This window comes from Streptomyces sp. NPDC020379 (assembly GCF_044387105.1).
Lineage (GTDB): Bacteria > Actinomycetota > Actinomycetes > Streptomycetales > Streptomycetaceae > Streptomyces.
This window is the reverse complement of the sequence record NZ_JBIRVR010000002.1, coordinates 144,589-163,678: the sequence shown is the minus strand read 5'-3', so window position 1 is coordinate 163,678 and position 19,090 is coordinate 144,589. Positions and strand designations below refer to the sequence as shown.

General features: G+C 63.8%; 19 protein-coding genes. 17 read left to right on the top strand and 2 right to left on the bottom strand.

Going from position 1 to position 19,090, the window contains the following annotated elements; genetic code table 11:
• Positions 1-6: 6 nt before the first annotated feature.
• The 7 genes from ACH427_RS03235 (at position 7) to ACH427_RS03205 (ending at position 4,353) form a co-directional block, all read left to right on the top strand.
• Complete coding sequence (locus ACH427_RS03235) at positions 7-540, top strand: hypothetical protein (RefSeq protein WP_398867636.1); 534 nt, start codon at positions 7-9, stop codon at positions 538-540.
• A gap of 63 nt (positions 541-603) precedes the next feature.
• Positions 604-1,647 carry a hypothetical protein gene (locus ACH427_RS03230; protein ID WP_398867635.1) on the top strand — a complete coding sequence of 348 codons (1,044 nt, stop codon included), beginning with the start codon at positions 604-606 and terminating at the stop codon, positions 1,645-1,647.
• Positions 1,648-1,651: 4 nt separating this feature from the next.
• A complete protein-coding gene (locus ACH427_RS03225) occupies positions 1,652-2,005 on the top strand; it encodes a hypothetical protein (protein ID WP_398867634.1) in 354 nt (117 codons plus the stop codon).
• Positions 2,006-2,311: 306 nt separating this feature from the next.
• A complete protein-coding gene (locus ACH427_RS03220) occupies positions 2,312-2,674 on the top strand; it encodes a hypothetical protein (protein WP_398867633.1) in 363 nt (120 codons plus the stop codon).
• 80 nt (positions 2,675-2,754) lie between these two features.
• Positions 2,755-3,069, top strand: coding sequence for a hypothetical protein (locus ACH427_RS03215; protein WP_398867632.1), 315 nt, complete (start codon positions 2,755-2,757; stop codon positions 3,067-3,069).
• A 4-nt stretch (positions 3,070-3,073) separates the two neighbouring features.
• On the top strand, positions 3,074-3,403 hold the full coding sequence (locus ACH427_RS03210; RefSeq protein WP_398867630.1) for a hypothetical protein: 330 nt from the start codon (positions 3,074-3,076) through the stop codon (positions 3,401-3,403).
• Between the two features lie 62 nt (positions 3,404-3,465).
• Positions 3,466-4,353: a hypothetical protein gene (locus ACH427_RS03205; RefSeq protein ID WP_398867629.1), complete on the top strand. Its 888-nt coding sequence runs from the start codon at positions 3,466-3,468 to the stop codon at positions 4,351-4,353.
• 338 nt (positions 4,354-4,691) lie between these two features.
• On the opposite strand, the gene ACH427_RS03200 is transcribed toward ACH427_RS03205, so the two are convergent.
• On the bottom strand, positions 4,692-5,135 hold the full coding sequence (locus tag ACH427_RS03200) for a hypothetical protein (RefSeq protein ID WP_398867628.1): 444 nt from the start codon (positions 5,133-5,135) through the stop codon (positions 4,692-4,694).
• A gap of 23 nt (positions 5,136-5,158) precedes the next feature.
• On the opposite strand from ACH427_RS03200, the gene ACH427_RS03195 reads away from it, so the two are divergent.
• The 3 genes from ACH427_RS03195 to ACH427_RS03185 all read left to right on the top strand — a co-directional run bounded on the left by ACH427_RS03195 (position 5,159) and on the right by ACH427_RS03185 (position 14,218).
• Entirely contained in the window at positions 5,159-11,446 is a 6,288-nt protein-coding gene (locus tag ACH427_RS03195) for a CHAP domain-containing protein (protein WP_398867627.1), read from the top strand.
• A gap of 364 nt (positions 11,447-11,810) precedes the next feature.
• Positions 11,811-12,725, top strand: a complete 915-nt coding sequence (locus tag ACH427_RS03190; protein WP_398867952.1) for a phage tail domain-containing protein — start codon at positions 11,811-11,813, stop codon at positions 12,723-12,725.
• 8 nt (positions 12,726-12,733) lie between these two features.
• Complete coding sequence (locus ACH427_RS03185) at positions 12,734-14,218, top strand: hypothetical protein (RefSeq protein ID WP_398867626.1); 1,485 nt, start codon at positions 12,734-12,736, stop codon at positions 14,216-14,218.
• Between the two features lie 226 nt (positions 14,219-14,444).
• On the opposite strand, the gene ACH427_RS03180 is transcribed toward ACH427_RS03185, so the two are convergent.
• Positions 14,445-14,720, bottom strand: a complete 276-nt coding sequence (locus tag ACH427_RS03180; protein ID WP_398867625.1) for a hypothetical protein — start codon at positions 14,718-14,720, stop codon at positions 14,445-14,447.
• Between the two features lie 40 nt (positions 14,721-14,760).
• Between ACH427_RS03180 and ACH427_RS03175 the strand changes: the two genes are divergently transcribed.
• The 7 genes from ACH427_RS03175 to ACH427_RS03145 all read left to right on the top strand — a co-directional run bounded on the left by ACH427_RS03175 (position 14,761) and on the right by ACH427_RS03145 (position 19,043).
• On the top strand, positions 14,761-15,282 hold the full coding sequence (locus tag ACH427_RS03175; RefSeq protein ID WP_398867624.1) for a hypothetical protein: 522 nt from the start codon (positions 14,761-14,763) through the stop codon (positions 15,280-15,282).
• 11 nt (positions 15,283-15,293) lie between these two features.
• Complete coding sequence (locus tag ACH427_RS03170) at positions 15,294-16,088, top strand: hypothetical protein (RefSeq protein WP_398867623.1); 795 nt, start codon at positions 15,294-15,296, stop codon at positions 16,086-16,088.
• Positions 16,089-16,494: 406 nt separating this feature from the next.
• A complete protein-coding gene (locus tag ACH427_RS03165; protein ID WP_398867622.1) occupies positions 16,495-16,905 on the top strand; it encodes a hypothetical protein in 411 nt (136 codons plus the stop codon).
• A gap of 191 nt (positions 16,906-17,096) precedes the next feature.
• Entirely contained in the window at positions 17,097-17,489 is a 393-nt protein-coding gene (locus ACH427_RS03160) for a hypothetical protein (protein WP_398867621.1), read from the top strand.
• On the top strand, positions 17,489-18,118 hold the full coding sequence (locus ACH427_RS03155) for a hypothetical protein (RefSeq protein WP_398867620.1): 630 nt from the start codon (positions 17,489-17,491) through the stop codon (positions 18,116-18,118). Before ACH427_RS03160 ends, ACH427_RS03155 begins: the two co-directional genes overlap by 1 nt.
• Positions 18,115-18,747, top strand: coding sequence for a hypothetical protein (locus ACH427_RS03150; RefSeq protein ID WP_398867619.1), 633 nt, complete (start codon positions 18,115-18,117; stop codon positions 18,745-18,747). Before ACH427_RS03155 ends, ACH427_RS03150 begins: the two co-directional genes overlap by 4 nt.
• Before the next feature lie 14 nt (positions 18,748-18,761).
• A complete protein-coding gene (locus ACH427_RS03145) occupies positions 18,762-19,043 on the top strand; it encodes a hypothetical protein (protein ID WP_398867618.1) in 282 nt (93 codons plus the stop codon).
• Positions 19,044-19,090 lie beyond the last annotated feature (47 nt).

The window sequence follows — 19,090 nt, the reverse complement described above, 5'->3', positions numbered from 1 at the left end:
TGCATATTGGACGAGAACACCCCGGCCACGCCGGATGCTTCCGCTGTTGCGGCACTGCGGGCTGAGGTCGACAGGTGGAGGTCGCTGGCGGGTCAGCATGAGGCGAGCTACACGGAGGCCCGTGACGAGCTGGAGGCCCTCCGGAACGCAGCAACCGGTCATGACCAGGCGCTAGAGGCCGCTCGCGTCGAGACCCGACAGGCTTTCGCCGCCGAGTTCGCCCCGCGTCTGGCGGGCGCCGAGCTTCGCGCCCAGGCCGCGGCGGCGGGCGTCACTCTCCCCGCCCTCGACTACCTGAATGTCGGGCGGTTCGTCGGTGACGACGGCACGGTGAACGCTGATGAGATCACCGCATTCGTGTCTTCCCTGCCGGGCAGCAGCCCGCGGCAGGAGTACGCCCAGGGCCTCGGGCTCGGACGCCAGGGCGGGGCGGGCGTCCCTCAGCTCACGCGCGAGGACATGGCCCGGATGACGCCGGCTCAGATCGTCGCCGCGAATCGCGAGGGCCAGTTTGATGCCCTCCAGCGCGGCGAACTCTAGACCCCGCCTTACCCCCTGAACTGTTGATGCCGCCTGCGGGCGGCTTTTTCTTTGGAGCTGCCTTTGACTTCTGCCCCTGTTTTTGCTGGTGGATTCAACACAACCCGGGGTGATGGCTACCAGGCCAACTCTGGCAATGTCTTCATCCCCGAACTGTATTCGGCTCAGCTGCTCATGGACCTTGAGGAGAACCTTGTTCTCGGGTCACCGCTGATCTGCAACCGAAATTTTGAGGGTGAGTTTCAGCGTGAGGGCGATGTGCTTCACGTACCTCACTTCGTGGACGACACCGTTCACGACAAGGGCACCGTGGCGGCGTACGATTCGATCGCCGATGCCGACCACGCCAGCCTTGAATACATGGACGTCCGGGTTCGCAAGGGCTCCAGCTTCAACATTGAGATCGATGACGTGCACCAGTGGCAGACCAAGAGCGGCCTCGACCTCTTCGGGAACCTGGTGTCGCAGAGGGCCCGCAGGACGGCGATCACGATCGACTCTCTGATCGCCAAGACGATTGCGCACGCGATCGAGGGCCGTGACTACAACGGCGTTCCGGCAGGCGGTACCCCGGCGTCTGATTCCCTGCACGGGAAGATCAAGAAGTTTGAGGGCACTGAGAATTCCGCAGGCGATCGGCTTACCGATGATGTGTACGACATTCTTGTTGACATGCTTCAGGAGCTTGATGTCAACCTGGCTCCCGAGTCGCGTTACCTGGTGATCTCGCCGAAGATCCGTTCTGCGCTGCTGCGGAATAAAGAGTTCAAGGACGCGTCGCACTGGGGTGGTGGAGCCGTGATGCCCACGGGGCAGATCGGGCAGATCCTAGGTATCCCGGTGCTGATCTCCACGACGCTGGGCAATCACACGCGCAGTACCCAGAAGTTCGTCAGGAACGCGCACACTGATGCCTCGGGCATTGACATGATCCTGGGGGCGACGGCCGCCGTATCGCTGGTGGTGCCGTTTGCTGAGATGAAGGCGTACGAGCCGGAGAAGAAGTTCACCCAGGCCGTGAAGTCTCGTCTGTTCTACGACGCGAAGGTGATCCGGCCTGAACAGCTCGTGGTGTTCGGTGTGAAGCCGAAGCCCGGGGGCAAGTAGGCCGATGCCCGTCACCGTCACCGACATTGAGGTACGGATGGGCCGGGCCTTCGAAGACGCCGAGAAGCCGCGTGTGGAGGCGTTCATCACGGATGCCGCGGCGCTCATCGCTGACTACTGCGGCAGCCGCTACAACCCTGACCTCCCCGCGATCCGCGCCGTGCTGTGTGCCGAGGTGATCCGGTGGCTCGCGATGTCCCCCGGCATCGTCTCCGAAAGGGTCGGTGAGGTCGAGGTGCAGTTCGGGTCGGCGGCAGTTTCTCAGCAACTGTCGCCGGCCGCCAGGGCGGCGCTGAAGCGCTACCGCCCCAATCTGTCGACTATCCGGCTTACCCGGGACGGCGATGCTGTTCGCTGACCCTGTTGAGGTCCACCGGGCCCCGCTCACCGAAGGCACTTATACGCGGCAACGCGACTGGGGGCATGCGGTGTTGGTGTGGTCGGGGCTGGGGAGCGTCCAGCCTGACCGGGGCTTTGAGGCGCGGAGTCCGGAGCGTGAGACCGCACAGGAACGGCTCCTGGTCTACCTCCCGTGGGGGGTGCCCGTTGATTCCGCCGACCGCATCCGGCACGACGGTATTTGGTATGAGGTCGATGGCGAGCCGAAGCGCTGGGGGCAGGGCAATTTGAGGCATGTCACCGTGCGAGTGTGGAGGGTCCAGCATTGAGCAAACCCAAGCTGGTGTTGCGTATTGCTTGGGAGCGTGAGCTGTTTCGTACGCCTGGCGTGCAGGGGCTTGTCTTCCGTGAGGCGGAGAAGATCGCCGCTACGGCTATCAAGGACGCTCCCCGGCAGCGTGCCCCGAAGAAGGGGATTGCCAAGCAGAATTGGAACCGGATCAAGCTTCACATTCATGCCCGGGTGGCCAAGGATTTTGAGGGCTGGTACGGCCTGGTGGTCACGGAAGAGGACTACAAGGTTCGGCATGCGATGCTCCAGGAGCGCGGTTTCCATGACCGTAAGGGCGGCGAGCACGGAGGCCATGAGTACCTCCTGAAGGCGCTGTTGAAGGCGGAGATCGAATAATGGTCGATCCGGTTGCTTTCACAGTCGACTTTCTGAGGCGGGGCCTGCCGCTGCCACCGGGGGCGGTCACTGGGGATCTGGTGGGGCGCGAGCCCGGACAGGTCACGGTGTATCTGGTGCACCACGGCGGCCGGCGTGTCGTCCGGCACCGCGCCGACCGTGTCGCCATCGAGTACCTGATTCTCCACCCCGACCGTGAGCGGGCGGCCGGCCTGGCCTACCTGGTCCGCGAGTTGCTGTTGGAGGGCATGCCCGGCCGTTCGGTGCCCGGCGCCCTGGTCCTGGACGTCGCCGACGTCGACACCCCCAAATACCTGCCTGATCTCATCTCGCGTGAGCACTGCTACCGCGCGGAGGTGGCCATCACCTACATCGAGGAGCAGCCCACTGCCTAGCGCCATGAAATTTGATTTCCAGAACATTGCCGGGGTGCCCGGTACCGAGATCGTTCTAGAGATCACGCATTTAAATGCTCACCCCGAGACGTCCTCGGAACAGCGGGTTCGCGTCATTGCCACGGGCCAGGACTGGCCCGCAACTGCATTCACCCTGACGGAAGAGCTGTACGGTCGCCCCTTCGAGGAGGGTGACGTTTTCGAAGTCCGGGCGAAACTCACGAAGTTGATGGGCGGGGAGTCGGAGTGGAGCCCCCCGGTGCGGACCCCTCCCGTTCCTCATGTGCCGCCGAAGCCGCCGGTCATTGACTCGATTACTTGGACCACTGACTAACTTTCGTATCTCACTCGGGCCCCCGCTGGGGGCTTTTTTCATGCTCAAATACAGGAGGCTGTGTGACGATTGCCCAGACGGGTAATGCCCAGAAGATCAGGTTCGCTCCGAGCGGCGCCCTCTATATGGCGCCTGCGCCGCGGGCGAGTGACGCACCGGGCACCGGCACGGTACTGCCGACCACACTCGACGCACTTGGCCCGCCGTACCGAAATTTCGGATACGTGGACGAGGGTGGGGTGACCATCACCCCGGAGATTTCCGTCGATCCGCAGAAGGCATGGCAGAGCGCCACGCCGATCCTGTACAACGTGAAGGAGGCCAGTTTCAAGATCAAGGCGACCCTTCTTGAAACGTCTCGTCTGACCACCGAGCTCTTCTTTGGTGCAGAGTGGTCGGAGTCCAAGGACACACCTGGCCTTTACCGGCTCGATCTCAAGTCCACCCCCGAACTCAAGGAAATAAGCCTCGTCGTGGACTGGGGCCAGGGCAAGACGCAGTACCGGTGCGTGATTGGCCGGGCCATGATCGCGGACCGCGGCGCCATCCAGCTCCAGCGCGCCGAAGCGGGAAAGTTCGAACTGACGATTGACGCCATGGATTACAACGGCGGTCTCGGCTACCTGCTGACGAATGACGACATGCACGACTCAGGGAATACTACTCAGGAGCCTGCGGCAGCGCGCCTGTCCGGCAACACCGTCACCCAGGGCGGCAGCGTGGTGCTGACGGGCGAGAATTTCGCCCCGTCCAAGCCGATCACGATCACGATCACGGGCCCGTCTCAGGGCAAGGTCACAGCAGCCCAGACGTCCACGGACACCCGCGGAAACGTTTCCTCCACGGTGTCTGTCGCTGAGGATGCGACGCCCGGCGTGTACGTCGTGAAGGCGGCCGTGGCCGGGGTCGAGGCGCAGGCCGGTTCCCTGACCGTGGCGGCCAAGAGCTAACCCCCTTCCCCTCTCCTTCCTAGCCCCCATCGGTGGGGCTTTTTTCATGCCCTTAATCCCCCTTGGAGACTTATGACTTCCCCCAAGTCCCACACTCGCCCTCGCAGCAAGGCGCCCGCGAACAAGCCGAATACGCGTAAGCCGAGTGCTGCTCAGGAGTCGGAGGCCACCGAGCAGCCGACCACCTTCGAGCACGACGGGATCACGTACACGGTTCCAGCCCCTATGGACATGCCTGTGGGGCTTCTGGACGCAGAGGATGAGATCGAGGCAATCAAGCTGATGCTTGGTGACCAGTGGGGCCGCTACAAGTCAACTGGGGCCACGATCAGGGATTTTCAGGCATTCGCGGAGAAGGTGTCGCAGGCCGCCGGCTTCGGTGACGCGGGAAACTGATCGGCGCCGTCTGCGCCATCCGGGACCACGGGGACGCCCTGGAAGCGGACCTCCTGGAGCATTTCGGGGTTGATCTCCTGGACCTGTGGCGCGGGCGGCTCTCCCTCCGCCGGGTCCACGTCCTGATTCAGTCGCTCCTGCGCAAGCCTGGCCGATCCGTATTCCTCGCCGAGGTCGACCAGAGCGCGCAGTGGTCGGTCACCGACCACCTGATAGCCCGCATCAGCGATACGGCTGAAATCTCCAACTACCTGTTCATCAAGGCTAATTCGGATTCGGCGGGTGACCTGCCGTTGCCTGACCCCGTTCCGCGGCCCGGCTTCGAGCCGGACCCACCACAGCCCGAATTCGCTTCGGGTGCCGACCTGTCGGCCTTCCTCACGCAAATGAACCACCTCTAGGAGGTCGCATGGCGGGCCCCCGTGGCTCCATCAAAATCGGCACGGGCTACATCCTGATTGAGCCCAGCATCGATCAGGAAGCCCTGGGGCGCCTGCGAGCGAAATTCACCGAGAGCATGGCCAAGGCTGGTGTCCAGGCTGGCCGTCTCATGGGTGCCGGGATCATGCAGGGGCTCGCCGGCCTCCAGCGTGAAATCTCCGCCGAGGCTGCCAAGGTCCAGCAGACCCTGACGGCAGCGTCCGCGAGGGGCTCGCGGGAGCGTCAGAAGGTCCAGGAGAACGAGCAGCAGCGGCTTGCGCGTGTGGAGCAGGAGATCACGCGTACGCATGGCGCCCAGGTCGCGAAGCGCTCCCGTGACGCCTTGGAGGCGTCCGAGGCTCAGACCCGCGGCCTGTCACGTGACGCCAAGCTCGCCCTCCGCGCTCATCAGGAGTCGCTGGAGGGCATGGCTCGCGCGGATCGGGAGCTCGCCGCCCAGCAGGACCGGACGGCGCAGCGTCGGGCGAAGGCCCTGCTCAGGTCGTACCACGAGGATCTAGCGGAGTATCGCCGGGCGGAAGCGGAGAAGGTCAAGGCCGCCGAAGGCTCCGCGGAGACTCAGGTACAGGCCACGCGGCGCGCCGAAGCTGAGAAGCGGCGTCTTCTTGAGGACTCGGCTCGGATGGATCGGGAGATCCATCGTGAGCAGGACCGTCAGCAGCGCGAGCGTGAGGCGTACGAGCGCGACTATTACGCGGCGCACCGGGAGAACGAGCGCCGCAAGCGCGCGGAGATCCTGGAGACGGCGCGCCTGGAGCGTCAGGCGCAGGCAGAGGCTCAGCGCATGGGGGCCCTCCGTGTCCAGGCTGAGCGGCTGATGGCCCGGGAAATCGCCCTCGCTGCCCAGCAGGCCCTTCGGGAGTCGATAGCCGCATTCCGTGCTGCGGCTCAGGCTCGTAAAGCGGAGCTTCGTGAGCAGCTGGCGGACGCGCAGGTGCAGCGGCGGACGCTCCAGCAGCAGATCGGCGAATACCGGCGCTCCCTCACCACCATGGACACCACAGCCGCTTCTTTCATGAAGCGTCTTAACGCGGGCTTCGATAAGGCGACGGGCAAGCTCACCACTTTTGGTACCCATGCGCAGGAGACCGGCCGGGCGGTCACCCATAGCTTGATCGCCCCGTTGGGCGTGCTGGCGGCTGCGCTCACGGCTGTGGGTGTGAAATCTGCGGACAGCATGATGCAGGCGCAGACCGGTCTGCGCGGTATGGGCATGGAGGTCCAGGACGTCACCGGCATGCTCAAGGAAATGCAGAAGTACGCCATTGCGACTCCGTATTCTCTGCAAGATATGCAGAAGTACGGCACTCGTTTTGCGCGTGCTATCGGCTCCCATGACGGGGATTTCCGGTCGAATGACCCTGAGCGCCGGAAGAAGGGGTCTGCGAGGGTCTCCAAGAAGTCCGGCGATGTCGTCAAGATGATCGGTGACAGTGCCGCTTACGGTGGCATTATGGACCCGAATTTGGTGTCCCAGGGCATGTATGCCATGGAGGTCATGATGGACATGGGCCGTGTGCCCATGCGCAATATGAAGCAGTTCGAGCGGGCTATTGGCATGCCTGCTGAGGATCTTGCTTTGATGCTTGGCTTCCATGACGGTACAGGCGAAAAGGGCGAGCGTAAAGACGCCTCCGCGTTCATGTATGAATTCATGCAGAACGCAAAAGAAACTGGGGGTGTTCAGGGTACGGTTCTTGTTGACGCGCTGCTGAAGCGGTGGGGCGACAAGAGCAATGGTATTCAGGGGTCTGCTGCCCGAATGTCCGGGGCTACGATCTCGGGCCGTATCGGGCAGATGAAAGAGTCTGCCCAGGTCGGCCTCCAGTCTCTTTTTATGAAGGAGGGCAAGGACGGCCGGTTTGAGTACACCGGTCTCGGCACGAAAATCATGGGGCGTAAGGTCGCCGCGCGGGATGACAACGGCAAAGTGGTTAAGGACCACAATGGCGATGTCGTTTACGACTATCAGGGCGGCCTGCTCAACGACGTCAAGGGCATAGGCAAGAAGAAAATACTCCCCTTGGCGGAGGAGCTCCTTTCAGAATTCCTAGACGTCCTCAAAGAGCTCACGAGCTGGGGTAAGGGAGCTGTCAGCTTCCTGAACGCCCATCCGGGCTGGCGAGACGCTTTTCTGAAACTCGCAAAATTCGCCGCCCTCGCCGCACCCTTCCTGATCGGGTTCGGGCTGCTGGCCAAACTCACGGGCAAGCTGCTCAAGCTGATGAGCCCTGCCCTCACAGTTGGGCGTGGCATAGTCGCCGCAGGTACGGGGGCTAACCGGATCCGCCAGCAGGTTAAGGCTGGCCGGGAGGCTAGAGCTTCCGGGGGAAGCTACAGGGAGGCTTATCGGGCGCAGCGTGCGGAGCTCCGTGGCGGGGACGATCGGAGCGTTGGCCGGCGGGCCTGGGACAAGATTCGGGGTACGGATAGCCGCGAGAATGCTGTGCGCGTCAACACGTCGCAAGCTGAGCAGGCCCTTCGGGAACTGGACCAGAAAATCCAGGATCTTCAGCGGCAGCTTCGCGAGGTCAACAATATTTCGCTCCACCCGACAGCCGACGGCCTGAGCGGTCCGGCTGGTACTGGTCAGAACGTTGCGGCTGCGGCACAGGACGCGAAGCAGAAGATCGAAGCCGTCTCCAACGCCGTGCGGGACCTCAATGCCAAGTCGAGCACTGGCACGGTACGTCAGGAATTCACGTTCCTGTCGCAGAGGGCGGAGACATCAGAGGCCCGGGTCAAGGGCGTCGGCTCCGCCATGGACACCCTGAACGGGAAGCCACTCAAGGCTCTCCGGCAGGAATTCGAGGAGACTGTCCCGAAAGTCAACGGGCTCCGTTCGGCTGTTCAGGAAGTCATCGAACGCCTCCGGGTACTCAACCAGCAATCACTGAAAACCCTGCGGAACAATCTCAAGGGTGGGGGTAACTCCCTTTATTCCGCTACAGCAGCCGTTGCGGACAAGCTGAGCACGATCAATTCGAAGATCGATTCTCTTGCTAAAAAGCGTGTTTCGGGGACGACGTCATCGGTCAACTCTCTCAGGACCGCGTTGAAGAATGCGGCTGATGAGGGTGAGCGGCTCAATACGCATGTCGGTAACGTCAACCGCATCACGGGTGGCGGTGGCGACGATGACGAGAAGAAGGGAAAGGGGGGCCGGGGACGAACGAAGAAGGCGCTTGGCGGTGTCATCCCCGGCTATGCGCCGGGCGTCGATGATGTTCCGGCCCTGCTCTCCCGGGGCGAAGCGATCTTGCGCCCCGAGGTCACAGCTCATCTCGGTGTCGGCACCATCAATGCATGGAATGCTGCGGCAGCCCGCGGCCACCTGAGCAGGTTTGCCCGTGGCGGCATTGCGGGCCGTCGTGGCAGCGGCGGTAGAGACTGGCCCTTCTCAATCCTGGATGAACTCCAAAACGGCATCGACTTCTCACCTGTTCTCAACACCTTCACCTCCGGCATCGGAATGTCCCGCGCTGGTGACCGTATCGGCGGTGAGACCGGAACCAATGTGCGGCACTGGGGTGCCCGTGTCGGCGGTGACGCCTCTGGGCGTGCAGCGAACAACCGTGTAGAGAATCTGCGCGGATTTATGTTCAACCGGCTCCCGGAATTCTTGCGCGTCACACCGACAGGTGTCGGTCAGCTCCTGGGAATCGCGGCCGGCGCGGTCGCACCGACCGCCGGGCAGCTTTTCTGGGATGACGTCTGGCAAGGCGAAGGAAACATTCTCCAGCGCGGGACCAAGTTCACGAAGGATCTGCTGAGTCCGAGCAAGCTCTTCGAGATGATTAAGGATCTGTTCGGCGGAATCGCCAACATGGTCAAGGGCCTCGGGACGCTCGCTAAGGACCTGATCACCGACCCGAAGAAGGTTCTGGACGAGTCGATAGCGACCCTGAAGGATCTTTTCGAGGGTGAGATCGAAACGGTGAAGGGCGTGTTCGATGCCTACAAGCAGATCACGGGGAATCCCGGTGAATACGCCCGTGAGGTCTGGGACGCATTTTACGCGCGCGCCCGAGAATCGATGCCTAACACCGAGGGCCTTTTCAAATTTGCGCAAGGTGGCGTTGTTCCGGGCTACTCGCCCGGCAATGACCGCGTGCCGTCATTGCTGGCCCCCGGCGAAGGTGTGCTGACCCCTGCGGCGCTCCGGGCTCTTGGGCACAGTGCCCTCATCGGCCTCAACCGGGCCGCCGACTCCGGGATACTCCCGCCCCGTAGCCGCGGGCAGGGTTCGCAGCAGGTACATGTCGTCACGTCTCTGCCCGATGCCGCGGCCGTCGAGGATGCTGCGGGCCGGATCACATCGGCTCTTGAAGAGATGACGGCGGCCGTACAGGCTCACCAGGCCGCATCTGCGGCGGCGTGGACCGCCATCGGCTCACTGGTCCGTGACACCGTCGACGGACAGATCATCCCCGCCCAGGGGCGGTGGGCTCAGTATCTGGCGGGCCCTCTCGCCGGAGCCGAGCGCACGCTTGCCAGCACGCACCAGGGCGTGTGGCGTGGGGTGCAGGACCAGGTTTCGGCATCGACAACCGCCAATCTCGCTGAGTTCGGGAGACTGGCGGCCGGCCTGGACGGCCTGCGCCGATTCTTCGAGGTGACGGCCGCCAGCATCCAGAGTGTGTGGCGTACGGCCATGGGCTACGTGGACGACTCCACCAGGAGCACGATCGCCGGGCCGTACAACGCGGGCTCGGTGCCGATGCTCGCGGAGATGGCAAAACTTGCCGGGGCGGAGGCCCCTCTTCACCCCGTCCGTTTCAGCACGGGTGGCGTGGTCCCCGGGTATGCGCCGGGCGTCGATGATGTTCCGGCCCTGCTCACCCGGGGTGAGGGCATTGTGCGCCCCGAGGTCGTTCGCTGGCTCGGTGAGGACACCATCTACCGGTGGAACGACCTAGCCCGTAAGGGCGGCAATCTCTATGCCCGCGGCGGCATCGTCGGCGACGGCGGGGCCTGGGTGCGCCAGCACCAGGACGACGACTACAAGGGCTACGAGGAGGCGATCGGCAAGGGTTGGGCAGCGGTCATTGCCCCCAGCCTGAAGAACATTGCCGCCGACTTCGGCGTAGCCGGGGGTATCAACGCCAGTGCCTTCGAGAAGGCACGCCCCTGGGTAACCGCCTGGGGTAAGTGGGTGGACGAGCACACCGGCGGCGGTGGCGGAGCGGTCTCCCAACTCGCCCTTCAGGAAGCCAAGTCGGGCGATCTGTCAGGCGCGAAGTACATCGGCTCAGCCGAGTACGAAGCATGGTGCGCTGATTTCGTCAGCTGGATTGTCGACCACGCTCAGTCGACCGCTTCCTACGGCGGTTCGCCTACCGGCACGCCCGGGAATCGCTGGCCGGCCGTGGCTACGTGGGTCGAGCACATGGGCATGGTGCCCACCTCGCAGGCCCGGCCCGGTGACCTCATGGTGTACCGGGGCTATGGCCCCGGCGACTGGGGTCACATCAACATCGTCACCGGCCGCCAGGGCGACCAGTTGGAGACCGTGGGCGGCAACGAAAGCCGCTCCCTGCGTCGCCAGCTCGGATACGGGAACAGGGCTGATGGCGCACTTCGGCCGCGTGGTGCAGCTCCCGGTACTGGTGGGCCGATCCTCAACCCGTGGCCGGGCTCCCTGGCCCGGCTCTCTGAGGGCGTCGGCGAGTACGCGGCGGGGCAGGGCGGGCCGGTGGCCCGCTGGCGACAGCTGGTCGAGCAGGTGATCCGGGAGCTCGGCGGCCGCGGAGGAATCTCCCTCTCGGATGTCGGTCTGGTGCTTCACCGGATCGATGTGGAGTCCGGCGGCAACCCGCAGGCGGTCAACAACTGGGACTCCAACGCCGCGGCCGGAGATCCGTCCAAGGGTTTGATGCAGGTGATCGGCTCAACGTTCGCCGCCTACGCAGGGCCATACCGCTCGCGGGGCCAGTACGACCCGTACGCCTCCGTCTACGCCGGGCTCTCGTACGCGATCGACCGGTACGGCTCCGGCTGGCGCCGCGCACTCGGCGGCACCTCCGGCTACTGGACCGGAACGAAATCCGCGACAGCGGGTCTGGCCATGGTGGGCGAGCACGGTCCTGAGTTGGTGAATTTCCGGGGTGGTGAGCGGGTCTACAACGACCGCGACACAGAGCGCCTCATGTCTGGTCGGCGCTATGAGATTCACGTTCATGAGGCGAAAGCGGAGAACACGAGTGATGCCGTGCTGCGGGCTCTGCGCACTGCGGAGGTCATGGCAGGCTACTAGAAGGGATATGCATGGGGACATTGGAGCGCGACCAGATCGCGGAGCGGCACACGGAAGCTCACCTACTGCTTGGGGAGCTACGGATTGCCTCTAGGCGGGTGTCTGCCTACCTCGGTGACTACGAGCTGGGGGCGGCAATCGGAGACCTCCTCACCTACATCGCGAACGTCTCCGAGGGCACGAAGGACAGGGAGGGGCGGATGCCGGAAAGTCGTTCTCTGACACTGGCATTGGTCCTTGCGCGTGCCATCAATCAGTGACCAGCCGGTGAGCAGAGAGGGGGTGATGCCGGATTCCGATACCAGCAACAGAACAACAGGTGCTGGAACGCCCGGTTCAACCCCGGCCGCAACCACCGCTCCCGGTGGAGTGGGGCCACACCTACGTGTCCATTCGCGGGAACGACGGCCAGGGGGAGGAGATTCCCCTCACTGGCTCTCAAGGCCAGGACTGGCCGGGGATCACGATGCAGTCCGGCGCTCAGGGCCTGGACATGCCCCCGGTCGAGCTACACGCCGACGCGTCCCCCAACCTCGACGGGGCGATATTTAGATCGGCCCGGGTGGCTCAGCGCGAGGTCATGATTCCGGTCTTCCTCTACGGCATCGACCGGCGGACTCTCCTGGGGCTGAAGCGGAAGCTGGTGAGTGCACTCAACCCGAAGAACGGGTATTGCGTGCTGACTTTCATCGAGGCGGACTCTCGTCCTCGCTACCTGTACTGCCGCTATAAGGGCGGGTTCGAAGGTGACGAGGGCGAGGATCGGGCGGGCTTCCGGTGGGCCCGCTACGGGCTTCAATTCACGGCCCACGATCCGTGGTTCTACTCGGACCGGGTCCAGGTCGCGGAGTGGAAATTCGGTGCCGGGCAACCCTTCCTGTCGGCTGGTGGCAGCTTCCTGCCGCTGCATCTGGAGCGCGGGCTTGTCTCCACGACCGACCTCTCGGTAACCAACCCTGGCGACGTCGACGCCTGGCCCATCTGGGAGTTGCGCGGTCCGGTCCGAGGTTTTCGTTTCGCCCGGGCCGGCTCGTCCTTCGAGATCCTGGCATCGGGATCTGATGTGGTCCCGGCGGGCCGAACGCTCACGGTCGATACTCGGCCCGGCTACAAGTCCCTCAAGGATGACCAGGGCGTGAACTACTGGCCCTTGATCGGACCGAATCCGGCTCTTTGGCCGATCCCCGCAGGCCAATCAAAGATATCCGTCGAGATGATTCCCGGCGGCGGTGATGCTTCGCTGCGGCTGACCTTCCAGCCGCGCTACGAGACTTACTAGGAGGCGTCTTGGGATACCGAGTCCTCGTCCGGGATACTCCGCAGGGCGGTGAGCGTCGGATCATCGGCGAGATCGACACGTGGATCAAACTTGATCTGGTGCTCCGCTTCAATCAGCCGGGCACCTGGCAGTTGCTCGTGAAGTCCGGCACAGCACAAGCGGAGTTGCTGCAAAAGGGGCGGGGCATTGCGGTTTACCAAGACGGTGTTCCCGAACCGGTTTTTACCGGTGGGATTGATGCGTTCGAACGGTATTGGACCAATGACCAACACACCGCGGAAGGCTCTGTATTCGTCAGTGGGAAGTCAGACGACGACCTCTTGTATGGCTTTCTCGCGTTCCCGGCTGTCTCCGCGGCCGGCAGCCCCCTGCCAGTCGAAAAGCTCTACAGCGGAACGGACAGTCGACCCGTTGCCGGGCCTGTGGGACAGGTCATCTGGTCTGAGGTCGACAGGGCGTTGGGGGGCCGTGCTCTTCCTGATCGCCGCGTCGACGGCCTGAGCACCGGCCCCGGGTCGATGGTCGGGCCAGAGGTCAAAGACACGCTCCGTTTCGACAGCTTGGGCACCAAGACTGAGGAGTGGTTGAAGGATAAGCGGGTTGGCTATCGGTTCGCATGGAGCCCCGTTTCCCGTCAGATCGAGTTTCAGGTGTACGAGTGCCGCGACCTATCGAAACAGGTGCGGTTTTCGACCGATCTCGGGAACTTGAAGCAATTCACTTGGCAGCTTAAGGCGCCAACCGTGACGCGGGCGATCGTCGCTTGCCAGGGTGAGGGCTCCGACCGTTACCTACTCCAACGTATCGACATAGAGGGCGAAGCAGAGTGGGGCGTCATGCGTGAATTCCTCGTAGACCGGCGGGATATCCCGCTGAAGACGGGCAAGGACGGTCGACCTGAGCTTGTGGTGAAGAAGGGGTCGGACGGGACTGAGGACGTCGGTATGGGCCCTGATGGGAAGGACTGGACGGAGGAGCTAGGGAAGGCCAAGGCGGCTGTCACTGCCGCGTCTCAGCGCGTTGCCGACGCAGAAAAGAAGCTCGAAGAGGCCAAGACCGACGACGAGAAGAAGGCGGCACAGACGGTACTGACTGCGGCGAAGGCCGCCGAAGAAGCAGCGAAGAAAGCTCTGCCCGGTGCTGTTGAAAGGGCTAAGCCGGTCGCTCTGTCTCACTTCCTTCAAGCTGCGGAAGACGCGGCTAAGAAGGCACTCAAGGATGGTGAGAAGAACGGGCACTTCCAGATCTACCCCATCGACACTGAACAGGTCCGATATGGCCGCGACTATCGGGTTGGTGATGTCGTGACTGTGACTGCGGATGGTGAGGAGTACGTGGACGTGGTGCGCGAAGTGACCATATCCGTTGATGACGGAGGGCGTTCGGACGTGGCACCGAAGGTCGGCGAGCAAGGGACGGGTGAGCCTCTGAATTTGTACAGGCAGGTGTCGGAGATGCGGGAGAAGCTGCGCAAGCTGGAAGCGAGGATGTGATGCCCGAAAGAAGCTACCCATTCGGGCAGTCGAACAGCTCGGGTGGTCAGGCTGCGGTCTCTCAACTCGACTGGCAAGACATGGCCAAAATGTGGGGTGGAGATCGCGTTGACTTCAAGCTAACTAATTACTCCTACCAGAGTGGTGCCTTGCCGTTCGCCGCGAACGTGGTCAACGGCAGGACGGTCGAGCTCAAGCCAGGTGCCGCGTGGGTGGGCGGTTTCTATTACCGCCTCGACTCCACGCTAACGGTGAACATCGAGTCGAACCCCACCGAGAACCCGCGGCGGGACACCGTGGTCGTGCGTGTCGACCTGACGAAGGGGTCGGCGAATATTGCGGTGGTGAAGGGGCAGCCGGCCAAGGCTCCTGTGTCGCCCCGCCCGCGGCGAACTCCGGGGCAGGTATGGGAAATGGTGCTCCACGAAGTGCTGGTGCCCGCAAAAGACGGGGCCCTGGTGGTGGATGCTGTAGCCCCGTACGACCTGCCGCAGCCGATCACATCACCGTGGAATACGCGGCAGACCGCCGACTATCACCCTATGGGCACCCTGGTCTACGACCTGGACAACAACGGCAACGACACCCAGTACGAAGGATTTGTCGGCCGGGACGGGTACACGGTCACCCGCCACTTGGGCAAGCCGCGGACGTACGAACCGAGGTTGGTCAACACAGGCAAGCTTCCTAGCGGGATTCAGTACCGGGGTATCTGGCGGTGGATTGCCCCCAATACGGTGTCCTTTGCTGTCGACATCAACAACCAGTCGGACAGTGACATCAAGGGTACTGGGGAGGGCCCGATTTCCTTTACGCTTCCCGTGAATCCGGCTCCTGCTGTCGGTCAAGCCTTCCAGGGCTACATGATCAATGGCGGCTACGACGCTGGGCTACCCAACTTCGTTGCACTGACCGGGATGTCATGGATGGGGAACCGCACGAACGTCGTGAAGATCCTTTATCCGAGCGCGAACAAGCTTCGCGAGGGTCTCGACTACCTACTCGTCGTCCCACGTCGGAGCTCAGTCGTTTTCAGTGGCACGTACGAGGCCGACACACTCTAGAAGGGGGCTGAATGGCAGACCGAAATCTCTTCGGTGGCACGCCGGCTGACGTCGCCGAAAACGAGGCGGGCGTTCGGGTCCCGGCCGCGGTAGGAACGGCCTGGACGAGCAAGGAGCAGTCAGCCACCCAGGTCACAGACCTCGTGGACATCAATGGGACGCCGATTACGCAGCTTGTTGCCGATGAGCGAGGCGTCATCCCGCTTTTCTGGGGACCCGCGAACGGGGCCGAATCCCTGTGGATTGATTTCGGTGTCGGCCGCTTGAAGCTCGTTTCGAACTCGGTCGGCGAACGGTTCAAGGCCCATCTTGAGGCCCTGGACCCGCATAACAGTCGCCTGTACACGGATGAGCAGCTCACGAACTACATGCCCCGGCGCGGCGCTCAAGTGGCTTCGGAGAGGGGGCGGACGTGGCTTGAGGTTCGGGTGCCGGACTCGAATGACGGTGTCGCGGACACTGTCGGCAACATGGTCCGTATCACCACGAACACGAAGTCCCCTGCTGGATATGACGAGTTCACTCGAATCAAAAACTCCGGTGCAGTCGTCGTTGAGCCCGCCGGGCCCCATGTCCCACTGTCGGTTGGGCAGTACGAGACGATGCCCGCGGAAGGTACGGCGCTGTTGGTGTCCCGTGGGCGGGCGGGCTCTGAGCCCGCAGTGCTCCGTGTACGGGCTGACGGCCGCGTCGAAGCAGCCGGGGCAATCTCGGCACCGAACATTGGCAACGCTCGCGTGTTCTCGGGCCCAACCGCCCCTTCCAATCCCCGTGTTGGGGATGTGTGGGTGAGCTATGGCACGTGACGTCTCTGCGATGGTGTGGGACGGCTCCCGTTGGGTCGCAGGCACACAGCGGGTGTGGGACGGGACGCAGTGGACCCCGGCCACGGTGCGATTTTTCGATGGCGGTGGGTGGCAGACCCGCCGGCCAGCCCCCATTCCCTACCCCCAGCACGTAGGAGCCACCACGGGCATCTACGGCGGGCAGGACTACGTGAGCCTGCCCGTCCCGACTGCCGCACGGGTCGGCGACTTCGTCGTGTCGGTGGCTGCGGCCGATCAGAGGCCCCAGCTCGTCACTCCCGCCGGGTACACGGCTCAGTCTCACCAGCTCACGGCAGGGGCCTGGATCTCGGTGGTGGTGTGGCCGTGGGACGGCCGACCGGAGAGGGCGGTGTGGCAGACGGCCGGGTCCAGGAGCTCCACCGCGATGAACCTGCTCTATCGCGGTGGCGACGCGTCGGCGCTGACATCAACACCGGTCACGGCAATCAGGGAGTACGACGGTGTGAACCACGTGCCGCTCACCCCGCCCGCGGGCGCTACCTCCCTGTTCATCGTCCTCGCGGAGTCGGATGTACTCACCGGCTACCAGTGGCCTGACGGAGTGATCCCGAGGGCGGATCAGATCGGCTGGTTCGGCTCCCACGCCATCAGTCTCCTCGCGGCTGATACGCCGGGCGGCGGTGGCCCGGCCGGGGAACTTCTCCTCGATGCCACGGTGGAGAGCGCCGCATGCCTGACGATCCAGATCCCGGGCGCCCCGGGCGACGGCAGGCCGACATGGATCCTCGGCGACGACAACGCGTCGGTTCTCGGCACGACCACGATTCTCGGGTAGGTGATCACGTAGTAGACGTCAGAACGTGGAGAGACGGCGAGCGCCTGCGCGCGGCCGACCTCCAGCGGTACGTGTCCGATGTTCTTCGGGGCTTCCTGTCGCCCCCGGCCTGCCGCCGCACTGCGGCGGCTCAGGGCACGGAACAGAAAGCAGCGGACACATGGCGGGCAGTGCGGTGGGACACACCAGGGATGGGGGCCGGTGCCGCGCTCTCGTACGACATAACGGGCGGGGCCATGTCCCGAGACCCCTACAGGATCACCGTGCCGGTTGCAGGGCTGTATGAGGTGACGTGTGGGGTGGTGGTCCGGTCGCCGACTGGCGCCTTGCCGTTTGCGGTGGCCGCAGTGAACCGCAACCGGGAGGGAGGCGACAACATCTCGTCGTTGGCGTTCTTGCGCTTCGGGTGTGGTCGGTCGGAGTCCCGCGAAAAGGTGGGGGCAGGGTCGGCAACGGTTGCGCTCGACGCTGGTGACTACGTGTCCCTTGCGGTGAACGCAAGCGATGTGTACGTGTTCGGTGACGGCGACGCCGCCCAGGCGCTGACTCATCTGGAAGTGCGCTGGGTGGGGGTGAGGCCCTGATGGTCACACCGACTGTTCATGACTGGCGTTCGCGGGAGATCGTCACAGCCGACACGCTTAACGCCTACGTACGAGACGTACACGGTTTCTTGTACCGGCCGCCGGCCGCCAAGCTCGCGCTTCGGCAGCGCGGTACCTACTCGGGCGCCAACCCGGCCGATGCTGTCGACCGCGGGCGGTGGCTCCCCTTCAACACATGGGCGACCATCCCGCTCTACCAGGCGGGGAAGGGCACTCGACCGGCTGATGAGTACGACCCGAGCGGCATGGCCAAGACCGGACCTGATGGCACGGTGTGGGGTCTCGCGGTGCCGGAGAGCGGGTTGTATGCGGTGACGTTTGGCGGGGTCATCGACACCAACGGCGAGGCGAGCAACGTGCATTTCCGTGTGGGCAAGGGTCAGTGGGGGACGAGTGCCGTCCCGTTCGCTTCGCACTGCCCCGGGCGTTACAGCACGGCCAGCGACGGGACGTCGCGCTACCTGGGATCGATCTCCACCACGATCGCCCTGTCGAAGGGCGAGGTCGTATCCGTGATGGGGATCGCTGACAAGGATTTCGTGTTGGCCCGCTCCACGCTGGCCGGCCGCTCGTTCCTGGAACTGCGATGGGTGGGGAGGATTCCATGACCATTCCTGTTGTCGAGTCGTGGGCTCCGCGGGAGCTGGAAGACGCGGCCAAGCTCACCAGGCGAATCAATGCGGTTCATCAGTTCCTAGCGAACCCGCCCGCGGCCCGCATCACGGGCATGCGGAGGAAAAAGCTCCCACAGGGTGCGTTCTCGGTGTTGCCGTTCTACCCGCCCGGTACGGAACCGGGCCCGGTCACCTCGTACCAGACGTGGCCCGGCATGGTCCCGGTCTCCAAAGCGGACTGGACGATGGGCAGCGACACGGCATGGCAGCTCGTTGCACCCGTTGACGGCCGGTACCGGATCACGATCGGTGGCGCCTTCACTGCTGATGCCGGGGCGGATGATCTGCGGCATCAGCTCTGGGTGGAGATCGGCGTCAACATGACCACAGGTTCGGGGGACGCGGTCGCCGCAGCAAGCGTCGATTCGTTTTCTCCCGCCCAGGCGACCCGGTTCACGATGGTGGGCGGTCACTCGACCGTGCAGCGGCTCACCACCGGATCGAAAATCCAGTTCGCGGCCAAATGCCTCTCGTCTCCCAGCTACGGGTGGGCTGATGACGAGGTGTCGGCCCAGTACCGGACAGGGTCGTTCGCTGAACTCCGCTGGGTGGGATCTATCTAAGAAATAAGGAGGGTGTGCCTGTCGACGTTTTGAACCTGGTGCTCGGCGCCGGTGGCGCGGCCTCACTGGCAGGGTTCCTGAAACTCTGGTTCGAGCGGCATGATGCCTTTGATCGCGCCCGGCGTGAGCACATGGAAGACCTTGCCCAGTGGCGTCGTGAACTACAGGACACCGTCCATGAGTTGCAGGAGTGGGCGGAGTTCTATCGGCAGATGAGTGCCGATTATGCGTGGCAGCTTCGCCAGAGCGGTATCGAGCCGCATACGACAGCGGTGGAGCCTGACAACTCGGACTAGCTAACTAATCATCAGCCCCCCTTGGTGGGGGCTTTTTTCATGCCCAA

What these genes read in the sequence shown, in the direction of transcription:
- ACH427_RS03170 (WP_398867623.1), top strand. Translation starts at nt 15,294, where the DNA reads ATGGCAGACCGAAATCTCTTCGGTGGCACGCCGGCTGACGTCGCCGAA.
- ACH427_RS03160 (WP_398867621.1), top strand. Translation starts at nt 17,097, where the DNA reads ATGGGGGCCGGTGCCGCGCTCTCGTACGACATAACGGGCGGGGCCATG.
- ACH427_RS03150 (WP_398867619.1), top strand. Translation starts at nt 18,115, where the DNA reads ATGACCATTCCTGTTGTCGAGTCGTGGGCTCCGCGGGAGCTGGAAGAC.
- ACH427_RS03195 (WP_398867627.1), top strand. Translation starts at nt 5,159, where the DNA reads ATGGCGGGCCCCCGTGGCTCCATCAAAATCGGCACGGGCTACATCCTG.
- ACH427_RS03165 (WP_398867622.1), top strand. Translation starts at nt 16,495, where the DNA reads ATGAACCTGCTCTATCGCGGTGGCGACGCGTCGGCGCTGACATCAACA.
- ACH427_RS03210 (WP_398867630.1), top strand. Translation starts at nt 3,074, where the DNA reads ATGAAATTTGATTTCCAGAACATTGCCGGGGTGCCCGGTACCGAGATC.
- ACH427_RS03225 (WP_398867634.1), top strand. Translation starts at nt 1,652, where the DNA reads ATGCCCGTCACCGTCACCGACATTGAGGTACGGATGGGCCGGGCCTTC.
- ACH427_RS03155 (WP_398867620.1), top strand. Translation starts at nt 17,489, where the DNA reads ATGGTCACACCGACTGTTCATGACTGGCGTTCGCGGGAGATCGTCACA.
- ACH427_RS03175 (WP_398867624.1), top strand. Translation starts at nt 14,761, where the DNA reads ATGGGCACCCTGGTCTACGACCTGGACAACAACGGCAACGACACCCAG.